Annotated in this window: 12 protein-coding genes; 9 read left to right on the plus strand and 3 right to left on the minus strand. The window is 73.6% G+C overall.

Annotated elements, in window-relative coordinates; all coding sequences use genetic code 11:
* Positions 1-112 precede the first annotated feature (112 nt).
* From E6R60_RS24425 to E6R60_RS24455, 7 genes are all read left to right on the plus strand, one after another.
* On the plus strand, positions 113-2,245 hold the full coding sequence (locus E6R60_RS24425; protein ID WP_136328775.1) for a PBS lyase: 2,133 nt from the start codon (positions 113-115) through the stop codon (positions 2,243-2,245).
* A complete protein-coding gene (locus tag E6R60_RS24430) occupies positions 2,242-2,571 on the plus strand; it encodes a zinc-ribbon domain-containing protein (RefSeq protein ID WP_136328776.1) in 330 nt (109 codons plus the stop codon). The genes E6R60_RS24425 and E6R60_RS24430 overlap by 4 nt, the downstream gene beginning before the upstream one ends.
* A gap of 134 nt (positions 2,572-2,705) precedes the next feature.
* Entirely contained in the window at positions 2,706-3,509 is an 804-nt protein-coding gene (locus E6R60_RS24435) for a hypothetical protein (RefSeq protein ID WP_136328777.1), read from the plus strand.
* Entirely contained in the window at positions 3,506-4,840 is a 1,335-nt protein-coding gene (locus E6R60_RS24440; protein WP_136328778.1) for a HAMP domain-containing sensor histidine kinase, read from the plus strand. Before E6R60_RS24435 ends, E6R60_RS24440 begins: the two co-directional genes overlap by 4 nt.
* 84 nt (positions 4,841-4,924) lie before the next feature.
* Entirely contained in the window at positions 4,925-6,304 is a 1,380-nt protein-coding gene (locus tag E6R60_RS24445) for an FtsW/RodA/SpoVE family cell cycle protein (protein ID WP_136328779.1), read from the plus strand.
* 34 nt (positions 6,305-6,338) lie between these two features.
* Positions 6,339-7,796 carry a penicillin-binding transpeptidase domain-containing protein gene (locus E6R60_RS24450; RefSeq protein ID WP_136328780.1) on the plus strand — a complete coding sequence of 486 codons (1,458 nt, stop codon included), beginning with the start codon at positions 6,339-6,341 and terminating at the stop codon, positions 7,794-7,796.
* A 4-nt stretch (positions 7,797-7,800) separates the two neighbouring features.
* Positions 7,801-8,874 (plus strand): amidase family protein, encoded by a 1,074-nt coding sequence (locus tag E6R60_RS24455; RefSeq protein WP_136328781.1) that lies wholly within the window; start codon positions 7,801-7,803, stop codon positions 8,872-8,874.
* A gap of 37 nt (positions 8,875-8,911) precedes the next feature.
* Here E6R60_RS24455 and E6R60_RS24460 read toward each other — a convergent pair whose 3' ends face one another.
* Positions 8,912-9,778: a hypothetical protein gene (locus tag E6R60_RS24460; RefSeq protein ID WP_136328782.1), complete on the minus strand. Its 867-nt coding sequence runs from the start codon at positions 9,776-9,778 to the stop codon at positions 8,912-8,914.
* A 79-nt stretch (positions 9,779-9,857) separates the two neighbouring features.
* A complete protein-coding gene (locus E6R60_RS24465) occupies positions 9,858-10,748 on the minus strand; it encodes an ADP-ribosylglycohydrolase family protein (RefSeq protein WP_136328783.1) in 891 nt (296 codons plus the stop codon).
* A gap of 93 nt (positions 10,749-10,841) precedes the next feature.
* Here E6R60_RS24465 and E6R60_RS24470 point away from each other — a divergent pair, with 93 nt between their 5' ends.
* Entirely contained in the window at positions 10,842-11,366 is a 525-nt protein-coding gene (locus E6R60_RS24470) for a GNAT family N-acetyltransferase (protein WP_136328784.1), read from the plus strand.
* A 62-nt stretch (positions 11,367-11,428) separates the two neighbouring features.
* Positions 11,429-11,791 (plus strand): VOC family protein, encoded by a 363-nt coding sequence (locus tag E6R60_RS24475; protein ID WP_136328785.1) that lies wholly within the window; start codon positions 11,429-11,431, stop codon positions 11,789-11,791.
* Positions 11,792-11,876: 85 nt separating this feature from the next.
* Here E6R60_RS24475 and E6R60_RS24480 read toward each other — a convergent pair whose 3' ends face one another.
* Entirely contained in the window at positions 11,877-12,995 is a 1,119-nt protein-coding gene (locus E6R60_RS24480; RefSeq protein ID WP_136328786.1) for a ferritin-like domain-containing protein, read from the minus strand.
* Positions 12,996-13,151: the final 156 nt, after the last annotated feature.

Here is a 13,151-nt window from a genome sequence, read left to right on the forward strand (position 1 = left end):
GGTGTTGTCATGTCCAAGAGCAAAAGGCGCGATGGGGCGGGTGGATTGTCCGAGCGGTGGTGCACACTCTGCGCAGACACTGCTTCGTGGGAAACCGTGGGGAGGCGATGGCGTGTTCGCGGGGATCGACGAGGTCGACTGGGCCTCGATGGAGCATGCGTACGGGCCTGCGGACGATGTGCCGGACCTGTTGCGGGGGCTGGCGTCCGCCGATCCGTCGGAGCGGGAGGCCGCGCTGGACGGAATGTACGGAGCGGTCCACCACCAGGGTGACGTCTACGCCTGCACGCTCGCCTGCATCCCCTTCCTCTTCGAGCTGGTCGTCGATCCGGCCGTGCCGGACCGCGGGGGCATCGTCGAGCTGCTGACCAGCATCGGCGGCATCGACATAGACGAGGACGACATCGGCGAGGCGGAGGACGAAGCGGAGGCCGAGGGCGCCGCGAACTACGCGATGGCGGCGGCGGCCGTCAGCGCGGGCGCCGGGGTCTTCTTCGCCCTGATGGCCGATGACGATCCGGGGGTGCGGGTCTCCGCCCCGCTGGCGCTGGCCACCCTCCACGGCAGTCCGGCCCGCGTCCTGGCCCTGCTGCGTGAGCGGCTGACGGCCGAACCGGACGACGAGGTGCGGCTCGCCCTGATCGAGGCGGCGGGGCGGCTGGCCCTGCGGCACGGCCCACTGACCGGCCGGATCGCCGACTGGCTGAGCCGGCTGGCCGCCGAGGCGAACCCGCCCGGGCTGCGGCTGGCGGCCCTGGCCCAGCTGGCGCGGTGTGCGCCCGGGGCCTTGCCGGGTGATGTGGTGCGGGTGGTGGCGGGGCTGCTGCGGCAGCTGCGTTCTGCCGCCGGGACGCCGGAGGTTTCCGCCGCAGGCTCCCGGGCGCTCGGGGCAGCGGCGGATCCCGCCCCCGCCGAGGCCGCGCCGGTGGCGCTGGTGGGGCAGCTGCGGGCCCTGTCGGCCGAGGACAGGGCCGGGCGCACGGCGCCCTGGACGGCCGATCTGCTGCGCACGCTGCACGTCGGCCTCGACGACCGGGTCGCCGACCGGACGGCGCTGCTGGCCGACCAGCTGTGCAGCCCCGACCCGGGACAGCGCATCGACGCCGTCCGGATGACCGGCGGACTGATACGGGCCTGGCGCGGTTCCTACGGGGAGCTCGTCCGCCTCGTGGGCGAGCAGCTCGTCTCGAAGGAGCCGAGACTGGCCGAGGCCGCCTCGCACGTCCTGGAGGAGCTCTTCGGCCTCGCCGCCCCGGCGGGGGACGCGCTGGCGGCCCGGGTGGCGGCCGATCCGGGCGCGTGGGTGAAGGAGTGGGCGAGCGGGCCTCCGGGGCTCGGCAGTGCGGTGAAGGCGCTGGCCCGGCTGGGCGACGCACGGGCGGTGCCGGCCCTGGCGGCGGCGCTGGAGCGGCCCGAGGTGCCGCACGACGCGGGATACGCCATCGGGCACCTGGGTCCGGCCGCCGCACCGCTGGCCGGGGTGCTGCGCCGCCGGCTGAGCGAGGTCCGGCTGGACGAGGAGGCGTACGACCGGGCGAGCCCGCTCCTCGCCGGGCTGACCGCGCTCCGGGCGGGCGAGGCGGCTCCGGAGGTGCTGCGCATCCTGCGCGGGGCGCCCGAGTACCGGGGCGAGTGGCTGCGTACGGCGGCGTTGCGGGCGCTCGGCGCGTTCGGTCCGGCGGCGCACTGCGCGGTACCGGACCTGCGGGCCCTGGTCCGCCGCCCCGGGACGGCGGGGGCCGTGGAGGCCGCCGAGGCGCTGTGGGCCGTCGACGGGGACGCCGCGGCGGTGCTGCCGGTCCTGATCGAGGGGCTCCAGGCGGAGCACGCGCGCGAACGGCGGGCGGCGGCGAGCGCCCTGGGCCGGCTCGGCCCCCACGCGGCGGTGACCGCGCCGCGGCTGCGGGCGCTGCTGCTCCATGAGGAGCTGTGGCTGCGGGTGGACGCGGCGATCGCTCTGTGGGAGGTTTCCGGACGGGCCGCGGAGTCCGTTCCGGTACTCCTCGCGGCCTGGGAGAAGAACCGTCACGTCAGGGTCCGGGTGGCCGAATGCCTGGCGCGCACGGGGGCTGCTGGTGCGGGGTCGGACGCGGCACGGGTGCTGCGCGCCGAACTCGCCTCCGTACGCCGCCACCACGCGATGGACGGCGGATACGGCAGCCACGACACGTACGAGGACGAAAAGCTGCTGGCGCTCTGCCGCCGGGCGCTCCTGGGGAATACGGGGAAGGGACCCACGACATGATCATTTTCGGTACGCGAGGCTATCTCTACCAACTGGCGGTCCTGACGCTGGTGTGCGGCTGGTGCGGGAATCCGGCGGCCCACACCCTGCGCAAGCGGGTGACGAAGTTCACGCTGTTCTTCGTGCCGCTGTTCCCCTTCTCGACGAAGTACGCCACCCAGTGCACCTTCTGCGGCGGTGAGCAGAAGATCCCCAAGGAGCAGGCCGACCAGCTGCTGGCGCAGCACGTGGCCGCGCAGGACGGGAACCCCTTCGGTCAGTCCCCGCAGCAGCCGGGCTACGCTCCGGGCACGCAGGGCCAGGGCCAGAACCCGTATCAGCGCTGAAGCAGCGGTACGGAACGGCGGTATCGAAGTATCAGCATCAAATACGCATAAGAGACTTCCTTCCGAATAAGGTCTACGGAGCCGGGGCCGTGCGCACGCGCGGCCCGGCCCGGCCGTCGGAACGGGAGGAAGACATGCGTCCGCAGCACCGGACGGGGCGCCGCGCCGCCGCCGCCGCCGTGGCTCTCACGGGCGCCGCACTGCTGGCCGCCTGCGGAACCGGCGGTGAGCTGAGGAGCGCCGGACCCGCCCCGGACGCCATCGGCCCCGCCCGCCTCTGGCCGGAGCTGCCGCCCGCGTCCGCCGCCCCGTACGACTACGGCGAGGGCGAGACCGCGCACATCCCCGGGATCACCGTCCCGGGCGGCGACGTGCGCCGGGTGGACCCGGTGGCGGTGGTGCGGGCGGGGCTGAACGCCCGCCCGGACCGGTCCAGCGGCACGGCCGCGTTCCCGGCCGAGACGGTACGGCGGATCAACGCCTGCCGGACCGCGCCCGCGTCCTGCCCGGTGCTGAAGCCGTACTACCGGGATCTGACGGGCGACGGCCGGGACGAGATGGTGCTCGGCATCCAGCTGGCCGACCGGCAGCTCTCCGTGCGCGTCTACATGCCGGAGCCGAGCGGACTCACCCGGATCATGTCGACCTCCGACGCGGTGATCAGCGTGGAACTGGCGGGGCGGGACCTGATCATGCGGGCGCCGTCGGCCATCACCGGGTACGAGTACCGCACGGCCTGGTCCTGGGACGACCAGCAGCGCGCCATGCTGCCCACGCAGGACGAGATCCTGCGGATGACCCCGCGGGACGGTCCGGGCCGGCGTCACACCCCGAGCGCCCGGCCCTCCGCCCGGCCGACCGCGGACGCGAGCCCGTCGCCCGCCCCCGTCGCGCCCACCGCGGCCCCGTCGGCGCCCGTGACCGCGGAGCGCCGGTGAGAGGCCGGCGGACCGGCGCGGCCCGGGTCCGCCGGCCCGGGCTGTGGCGGCGGCTGCCCGCCTGGACGGCGACGCTCACCTGGAAGTCCGCGGTCTTCATCACCGTGATGTGCTGCGTGCTGGCGGCGCTGCTCGGCGTGCTGGTGCACACCGCGGTCACCCGGCAGACGGTCGGCCACGCCCGGGAGAAGGCCCTGTCCCGGCTGGAGGACGCCACCGCCGCCTACCAGGCGGGCGGGGCGCTGCCGCCGCGTTCCGGGCTCGATCCGCCGGGGCTCCCGGCGTCGCTGCGCGCCCTGGCGGTGGGCGGCGAGCGGGGCACGATGGTCGCCGACCACCGCGGCCGCGCCACGATGTGGGCCGCCGCACCGGCCGACGGCCACGCCCTGGCGACGCAGGTCGACTACAGCCAGAGCGCCCGCACGATCAACGGCCTGGACGGGGCGATCGTCGGCTCCTCGCTGCTGGCGATCGGCGCCACGCTGCTCGTCGGCGCGTTCTCCGTCACCCGGGTCACCCGGCGGCTGCACCAGACCGCGCGGGTGGCCCGCCGGATCGGTGCCGGCGATCTGGACGCCCGCGTCAACGACCCCCGCACGGCCGACCCCTCGCGCCGGCAGGACGAGGTCGCGATCGTCGCCGGAGCGCTGGACACCATGGCCTCGACGCTCCAGCGCAAGCTCGTGGCCGAACAGCGCTTCACCGCCGATGTCGCGCACGAGCTGCGCACCCCGCTGACCGGCCTGTCGGCCGCCGCCGAACTGCTGCCGCCGGGCCGCCCGTCGGAGCTGGTCCAGGACCGGGTCCGGGCGCTGCGCGCCCTCACGGAGGACCTGCTGGAGATCTCCCGGCTCGACGCCCGTACCGAGCAGGTCGATCTCGCCGTGCACGAACTGGCGCCGCTCGCCGAGCGGGTGGCGCGTGCCGCGGGCCCCGGCACCGAGGTCAGGATCGTGCCGGACGGCCCGCCGGTGCGGGTCGAGACGGACAGGCGGCGACTGGAGCGGGTGCTCGGCAATCTGGTCGGCAACGCGCACCGGCACGGCCGCCCGCCGGTCGTGCTGACGGTCGACGGGCCGGTGGTGACCGTGCGCGACCACGGGGAGGGCTTCCCCGGCTATCTGATCGCGGGCGGACCGCAGCGCTTCCGCACGGAGGGCGGCACGAAGGGGCACGGTCTCGGGCTGACCATCGCCGTGGGGCAGGCGGAGGTGATGGGGGCCGGGCTGGCCTTCGAGAACGCGCCGGACGGCGGGGCGGTGGCCCGGCTGACGCTGCCGGAGTACGTACCGCCGGACGACGACGCGGAGCCGCCGCCCGCGGTCGCCTGACGGCGGCCGGCCGGCACCCGGCCCACGCACCTCTCCACCTGGACATAAGGGAAATACCACCCACCTCTTGCTACGTTGCGTGGCATGACCGCAACGACGGCGGACGCACCCCCGCCCGAGCTGCGCCTGCCCAAGCGGCGCGGCGTAGAACTATCGCTCCTCATCGGGGCCGTCCTCATCTCCGTCTACGGCTACGCCGCCGTCGGTCTGGCCCACGACGACGCGGTCCCCCCGGACGTCGCCGGATACGGCGGCGGACTCGGACTGCTCGCCCTCCTCGCCCATCTCGCCGTCCGCTTCCGCGCCCCGTACGCGGATCCGCTGCTGCTGCCCATCGCCGTGCTGCTCAACGGCGTGGGCCTGGTGCTGATCTACCGGCTCGACCTGGAGACTCCGAGGGACCAGGCCGCGCCCACCCAGCTGATCTGGTCCACGCTCGGCGTGGCGTTCTTCATCGGGGTGGTGGTGTTCCTGCGCGACCACCGGGTCCTCCAGCGCTACGCCTACCTCTCGGTCGCCGCGGCCCTCGTCCTGATGATCGTGCCGATCTTCTTCCCGGCGGTGAACGGCGCCAAGATCTGGATCAGGATCGGCGGATTCTCCTTCCAGCCCGGCGAGTTCGCCAAGATCCTGCTCGCCGTGTTCTTCGCCGCCTACCTCGCGGCGAACCACAACGCGCTCGCGTACACCGGCCGCCGGATCTGGAAGCTCCAGCTCCCCACCGGCCGGGTGCTCGGCCCGATCGTGGCGATCTGGCTGCTCAGCGTCGGCGTCCTGGTCCTGGAGCGCGATCTGGGCACCTCGCTGCTGTTCTTCGGCCTGTTCGTGATCCTGCTGTACGTGGCGACCGGCCGGACCGGCTGGATCGCGGTCGGCCTGCTGCTGGCCGCCGTCGGGGCGTTCGTCGTCGGCTCCTTCGAACCCCATGTGCACAGCCGGGTGCAGGACTGGCTCGACCCGTTCGCCTCCATCGACGCCGGCCGGGGGCCGGGGCAGCTCGCCCAGTCGCTGTTCGCCTTCGCCGCCGGGGGGATGCTCGGCACCGGGCTGGGACTCGGCCACTCCATCCTCATCGGCTTCGCCGCCAAGTCCGACTTCATCCTGGCGACGGCCGGCGAGGAGCTCGGCCTGACCGGGCTGACCGCGCTCTTCCTGCTGTACGCGCTGCTGGTGGCGCGCGGCTACCGGGCCGGGCTCGCCCTGCGGGACGCGTTCGGGCGGCTGCTGTCGATCGGTCTCGCCTCGATCCTGGCGCTCCAGGTGTTCGTGATCGCGGGCGGGGTGATGGGGCTGATCCCGCTGACCGGCATGGCGATGCCGTTCCTCGCGCAGGGCGGCTCCTCGGTGGTCACCAACTGGATCATCGTGGCCCTGCTGATCCGGGTCAGCGACGTGGCCCGCAGACCCCATCCCGACAGGGCGGAGACCGGAGTCGTCGCCCCGGCCCTGGAGGACGAGCTGTGAACCCGCACCCGCCGACCGCCCGGGGGACCCTGGCATGATCCGCCACATCCGCCACGCCGCCGCGTTCTGTCTGCTGCTGCTCGTGGCCCTCCTGGTGAACGCCGCCCGCGTCCAGGTCTTCGAGGCCGACGAGCTCGACGACAACCCCGCCAACCGCCGTACCACCATCGCCCGTTACGACCAGCCGCGCGGCGACATCCTGGTCGGCGGCCGGTCCGTCACGGGCTCGAAGGACACCGGCGACCAGCTCGCGTACGAGCGCACCTACCGCAATGGGCCGCTGTACGCCCCGGTGACGGGATACGCCTCGCAGACGTACGGCACCACCCTCATCGAGAACGCCGAGGACGGGATCCTCTCCGGCACCGACTCCCTGCTCGCCCCGCTCCCCCTCTGGAACGACATCACCCGCGGCCGGCAGCCGGGCGGCGATGTCGTCACCACGATCAAGGACTCCGTGCAGCGCGCCGCGTACGAGGGGCTCGGCGGCCGGCGGGGCGCGGTCGCGGCCGTCGATCCGACGAGCGGCGAGGTCCTGGCCCTGGTCTCGACCCCGTCGTACGACCCCGGGCGGCTCTCCGGCACCGGTTCGTCCGTCACCGACGCCTGGCGGGAGCTCAACGCGTCCGGAAGTCAGCCGATGCTGAACCGGGCCATCCGGCAGACGTATCCGCCCGGCTCCACCTTCAAGATCGTGACGGCCGCGGCGGCGCTGGACGCGGAGGTCGTCACCGATCCGGACGCCGAGACCGACACCCCTTCGCCCTACGTCCTGCCGGGCACCTCGACCACCCTGCCCAACGAGGCCCGGGGCTGCGAGCAGGCGTCGCTGGCCGAGGCGATCCGGGTCTCGTGCAACACCGTGATGGCGCACCTCGGGGTGGAGGTCGGGCTGGACGGCATGGTGGAGGCGGTCGGCAGGTTCGGATTCAACGACACGGAGCTGAAGATCCCCTCCCGGGTGGCGAAGAGCAATTTCGACACGGAGATGAGTGACGACCAGCTGGCGCTGTCCTCCATCGGTCAGTTCGACACGACGGCGACCCCGCTCCAGATGGCGATGGTGGCCTCGGCCGTGGCCAACGGCGGCGACCTCATGTATCCGCACCTGGTCGACCGTACGACGACGCAACGAGGCTCCACCGTCCGTACCACCGGCTCGCGTTCGTACCACCGGGCGATGAACCCGATGACGGCGATGCGGCTGCGGCAGATGATGATCGACGTGGTGCAGGACGGCACGGGCGCCAACGCGGCCATCGACGGGGTGACGGTCGGCGGCAAGACGGGAACGGCCCAGCACGGCATCGACAACTCCGGCACGCCGTACGCCTGGTTCATCTCCTGGGCGCAGGCTCCGGACACCGGGCGGCCCGCCGTCGCCGTCGCGGTGGTCGTCGAGGACGCCTCCGCCGACCGGGCCGACATCAGCGGCGGGGGCAGTGCCGCGCCGATCGCCCGTTCCGTGATGGAGGCGGCCCTGGAAGACTGATCCGGTGACGGATTCCAGGGACGTCCCCGGGGCGCTGGCCGCGATCGAGAGGGAGGATCCGCGGCTCTGCGCGTTCACCGGCGTCTGGCGCGAGGAGGCCCTCGCCAGGCTGCCGGCGGCGGCCCGGCTCCCCCTCCGCGGCCTGCCGTTCGCGGTGAAGGGCCCCGCCGGGATCCGTTCGTACGCCGCCCGGCGGCTGATCGCGGCCGGCGGCGTCCCGGTCGGCTCGACCTCCGTCCCGGGCCCCGGCACGCACTGGCAGACCTGGGGTCTCGGCACGCACGGCCGCACCGTCAACCCGTGGCGGGCGGACCGGACGCCGGGCGGCTCGTCGGCGGGCTCGGCGGTGGCCGTCGCGGCGGATCTCGTGGACCTGGCGACCGGCAGCGACGGGGCGGGATCGGTGCGCATCCCGGCCGCCTGGTGCGGGGTGTTCGGGCTGAAGACGACCAACGGGCTGCTGCCCTCCCCCGACCGCTCGGGCCTCGCGTCCGCGGGAGTCCTGACCCCGACGGCCGCGCAGGCGCGGGCCTACCTGGCTCACGTCCTGGACGCTCCCGCGCACGAGCCGGTCGCGGGCGGACCGCCCCTGCCCGCCGCCTACAGCCCGGACCTGGGGTTCGCCGACGTCGACCCGGAGGTGGCGGCGGTGGTGCGCGCCGCGGTGCGGCGGCTGGCCGGTGCGGGCGTGGTGCGGCTCGCGGACGGCGGCTGCGCGCTGCTGGACCCGGGGGCGGCCTGGCAGGCGGTGCGGAAGGGGGAGGTGCCGCAGCACCTCGGGGAGCTCCGGCGCGAGAACGACCGGAGACTGGACGCCTTCTTCGAGGGCACGCCGCTGCTTCTCACCCCCGTCACGCCCAACCGCCCGCACGGCCACGACGGTCCGGGGGCCCTCTTCTCCACCTCGCTGACCTGGGCGTTCAACCTGAGCGGGCATCCGGCGGCAAGCGTGCCCGCCGGGTTCACCCCGGACGGCTGCCCGGTCGGGCTCCAACTCGTGGCCCGGCGGGGCGCGGACGCCTCGCTGCTCGCCATGGCCTGCGCGGTGGAGAAGGCCCTGGGTCCCCTGCGGCCCTGACGGGCGGAACCCGGCGCCGGAGCCCGGCCGGCCGATGTCAGCCGGCCTCGGCCCCGGCTATCGGCTTGCGGGACTCGGCCCTGACCTTGGCGGTGTCCAGCGCGGCCTTTTCGAGGTCGATCTTCTCCGGGGCCTGGAGCGCGGTCTCGGCGGTGACGACGGCGACGAAGGACGCGGTGTTCGCGTCGCCCCACGCGCACATCGGGAGGGTGCTGCTGACGGCGCCCTCCGTGGACCGGACGACCTGGCAGGACACCGTGATGTCGTATCCCGCGGGGGTGAACTCCCGGGCGGGTACGGCGATGGTCATGCCCTTGTTCTGCACCGCCCCCTCCAGGATCTTGTCCCGGGTGAAGGCGGGCCCCTTGATGCGGCCCCACATCCCGGAGACGACCAGGGTGCCGCCGCTCTCGGAGGTGTACTGCGTGACGACGGCCTTGGCGTCACGGATGGACGGGTCGTAGGTCTGCTCGATGTCCCGCCCGTCGGTCGCCGAGGAGTCCTTGAGCAGGGTGTATTCGCCGTCCAGGAGCTTCTTCGGCACGGTCAGCCGGTATTCGGCCGCCGGGAAGCCGCCGGCCGACGGGATCCCGCCCCCCTTCGCCTCGTCCATCAGCCGCGAAATGCCGAACGCGAGAGCGCCGGCCACCACCATGGCGCCGACGGTGATCCCGACGATCAGCCCGGTGCGCTTCCTCCTCGGCGGCGGCTTCCCGGGGAACCCGGGCGTGCCCGGTGCGGGAGCGCCCCAGGGCTGGGGCGCCTGCGGATACCCGTAGGGCGGCTGCCCGGGCGCCGGCTGCTGCGCGTACGGAGGGTGCTGGGGCTGCGGCTGGTGCTGCGGGGGTCCGTACGGGCCCTGCGGCGCTCCGTACGGGCCCTGCGGGGGCGGGGGCGTGGTCATGGAGGCCAAATTACGTCATGTACACGAACACCGTTTCGAGCCCCCGGGCCGGGCTGGGCCGACCCGGCCGGGCCGTGCGTCAGCTCAGGGGCTCGCGGCGTCGCAGCCACTCGGCCGGCACGCCCTCGACCCCCGTGACCGCGCCGACCACCCCGCCGGTGATGGCGCACGTGGTGTCGACGTCCCCGAGTCCTTCGGCGGTGGACCAGAGCGCCGCCTCCAGGTCGCCGGGGTGCCGGGCGGCGGTCCACAGGGCGAACGGCACGGTGTCCTCCGCGCGGATGCGCTGCCCGTTGCCCAGCAGATCGGCGGCCTTCCACGGTGCGGTGCCGAAGGGGACGTCCGCGGCGCGCAGCAGCCCCTCCCGCACGGCCCCGGCGGGGGTCCGGCCGGCGACCCGGGAGAGGGTGAACTCGCCCCGTACCGCCAGCGCGGCGGCAACGGCGACCGCCACCGCGCCCGCGATCCCCTCCGGGTGGGCGTGGGTGACCTCCGCCTGGAGCGCCGCCTGTTCGGCCGCGTGGCCGACGTCGCGGTGGAAGCGCGCGCCGAGCGGGGCGACCCGCATCGCGGCGCCGTTGCCGAGGCTCCCGCCCTCGAACAGTCCGGGGGCCAGCGTCCGCCAGTCGGCAGGGGATGCCAGCAGCTGGGGCAGCAGCAGGTGCATGCCGTGGCCGTACCCACGGGCCCGATCGGCATCGAAGGCGAGCGCGAAGTGCAGCGCGAGCCGGTCCTGCTCGACCTCCCCGTGCTCGTCGAGCGTCCGCTGCAGCGCACGGGCCAGGGCGGTGTCGTCGGTCCAGTGCCAGACGGGCTCGTGCGGTGTGCGGCGCGCCCTGATCTCCCGGGCCGCCTGCCGGGGCTCGCGGAAGAGGGGGAACCACCGCTCGCCGAAGGCGTCCCCGAGCGCGAGGCCTTCGAGGCTGCGGCGGGCCGCGGCCGGATCCGGGGAGACGGCGGTGGTCGGCATGGCCCCATCCTCCCGCCGGCAGACCGGGACCGTCCACCGGATTCCGGCCGGCCCGTGAATCTCCGCGGAGCCGTGTGATGTGATCCTGGGCCCATGAACGACCGTCCCGGCCTTGTCGTCGTAGCGCCTGATGTCCGCACGCTCTCCACCGTGGACGGGCTGTCCGCGCTGCTCATCGACTACCACCTCCGGACGGAGACGGAGAAGGGCCGGCCGGTCGCCGGCGCGGCGGAGCTGCCCGAGCGGTACCGGGCGGAGGCCGAGGATCCGGAGGGCGCGTTCGCCGAGGCCGTCGTGCTCGTCGCGCTGGACGGGGGGACCGCGGTCGGCTGCCTCGTGGTGACCGCCCCCGCGGACGGCCGGACGGAGATCAAACGCCTGTGGACGGACCCCGGTCACCGCGGCCGGGGCGTCGCGTCGGCCCTGCTCGACGCCGCCCTCGCGCAGGCCGCGCGGAGCGGGGCCCGTGCCGTCCGCCTGTCGGTGTGGCGGTGGCGCACCGGAGCCGTCTCGCTCTACGAACGGTTCGGCTTCGCCGTCACCGAGTCGTGGGACGAGCGGGCTGAACTGATCTGCATGGAAAGGGCTGTCGAGCCGCAGACTCCTGTACACGGCTGAGCAGTTGGCAGATCGTTGCTGCCGCGACGGAAGAGAACAGCACGACGCACTGGCCCGGAGGCATCAGCGCTCTCACCCTGTTCACCGAGGACCTGGAGGAGACGAAACGGTTCTACCGGGAGGTCTTCGGGCTGCCGGTGACCTACGAGGACGACGCCTCGGCCGTGTTCACCTTCGGCAACACGCTCATCAACCTGCTGCGGACCACCGCCGCGCCCGGGCTGATCCGGCCGGCGGACGTCGCCGGCCCGGACACCGGCGTCCGGATGCAGTTGACGCTCCCCGTGGACGACGTGGACGCCATGTGCGAGGTGCTTGCCGAGCGCGGGGTGACGCTGCTGAACGGGCCGGTGGACCGGCCCTGGGGCATCCGGACCGCGAGCTTCCGCGATCCCGGCGGGCACATCCGGGAGATCGCGCGGTGAGGGGGACGCAGGCTGCGGGCGGGACCCCGGCCACGGCTTCCGGCACCGGCCGGCGCCGTCGGGGTGCCCGACCGCTGCCTGCGTCTCACGCGGCCGACGGGTCCGCGGCGCCCTCCGCTATCGCCTCCGCGACCTCCGCGACCCGCGCCTGCTCCTCCGCCTCGAAGCGCTCCTGGTCCAACTGCTCGGCGATCTCCTCGTCCTGGGCCATCAGCAGGTCCAGGTTCGAGTCGCCGAGGTCGAAGACCCCCATGTCGACGTACGCCTTCTGCAGGCGTTCGCCCCACAGGCCGATGTCCTTCACGCACGGGACGATGCGGCTGAACAGCAGCTTGCGGAAGAGCTGGAGGAACTCCGAGTGCTCGGAGAGGTCCTTCGCCTCCTGCTTGGCGATGCCGAAGTTCTCCAGCACCTCCACCCCGCTGAGCCGGTCGCGCATCAGGTAGCAGCCCTCGATCACGAACTCCTCGCGTTCGCGCAGTTCGGCGTCGCTCAGCTGCTTGTAGTAGTCGCGCAGCGCCATCCGGCCGAAGGCGACATGGCGGGCCTCGTCCTGCATGACGTACGCGAGGATCTGCTTGGGCAGCGGCTGGGTCGTGGTGTCGCGGATCATGCCGAACGCGGCCAGGGCCAGGCCCTCGATGAGGACCTGCATGCCGAGGTAGGGCATGTCCCAGCGGGAGTCGCGCAGGGTGTCGCCGAGCAGCCCCTGCAGGTTGTCGTTGATCGGGTACAGCATCCCGACCTTCTCGTGCAGGAACCGGCCGTAGATCTCCGCGTGCCGGGCCTCGTCCATGGTCTGCGTCGCGGAGTAGAACTTGGCGTCCAGGTCGGGGACCGACTCCACGATCCGGGCCGCGCAGACCATGGCGCCCTGCTCGCCGTGGAGGAACTGGCTGAACTGCCAGGAGGTGTAGTGCTTGCGCAGCTCCCCCCGGTCCTTCTCCGTCATCTTCGCCCAGTGCGGGGTGCCGTACAGCGTGAGGGCCTCGTCGGGGGTGCCGAGCGGGTCGGCGGGGTCGACCTCGATGCTCCAGTCGATGCGCTTGTTGCCGTCCCACTGCTTGTCCTTGCCCTTCTGGTACAGGGCGAGGAGCCGTTCACGGCCGTCGTCGTAGTCCCAGCTGAAGCGGGCGGCGCCCGAGGCGGGCACCGTCCACAGCGGCTGCTCGGGGGCGGTGGTGTAGAGGTCGTGTGTCGACACGGACGGCTCCTTCGCCTCGCAGAGATCCGGTAAGTCGCCTGACGCCCGGCTCAGTTGGCAGGTTCACACGTTGGTAGACGCCGGGTCAACAAGTCGCGCGCAAGGGATTGACGAGCTTGCTGACAAGCAGTCTCATAGGGGGTGACCGTCGGTAAT

The sequence above is a fragment of the Streptomyces sp. A0642 genome (genome assembly GCF_004795105.1).
Taxonomy (GTDB): Bacteria; Actinomycetota; Actinomycetes; order Streptomycetales; family Streptomycetaceae; genus Streptomyces.

Bases quoted from the DNA above. Each gene is read 5' to 3' on its own strand.
- E6R60_RS24430 (WP_136328776.1), top strand. From the start codon at position 2,242: ATGATCATTTTCGGTACGCGAGGCTATCTCTACCAACTGGCGGTCCTG.
- E6R60_RS24435 (WP_136328777.1), top strand. From the start codon at position 2,706: ATGCGTCCGCAGCACCGGACGGGGCGCCGCGCCGCCGCCGCCGCCGTG.
- E6R60_RS24445 (WP_136328779.1), top strand. From the start codon at position 4,925: ATGACCGCAACGACGGCGGACGCACCCCCGCCCGAGCTGCGCCTGCCC.
- E6R60_RS24450 (WP_136328780.1), top strand. From the start codon at position 6,339: ATGATCCGCCACATCCGCCACGCCGCCGCGTTCTGTCTGCTGCTGCTC.
- E6R60_RS24460 (WP_136328782.1), bottom strand. From the start codon at position 9,778: ATGACCACGCCCCCGCCCCCGCAGGGCCCGTACGGAGCGCCGCAGGGC.
- E6R60_RS24465 (WP_136328783.1), bottom strand. From the start codon at position 10,748: ATGCCGACCACCGCCGTCTCCCCGGATCCGGCCGCGGCCCGCCGCAGC.
- E6R60_RS24470 (WP_136328784.1), top strand. From the start codon at position 10,842: ATGAACGACCGTCCCGGCCTTGTCGTCGTAGCGCCTGATGTCCGCACG.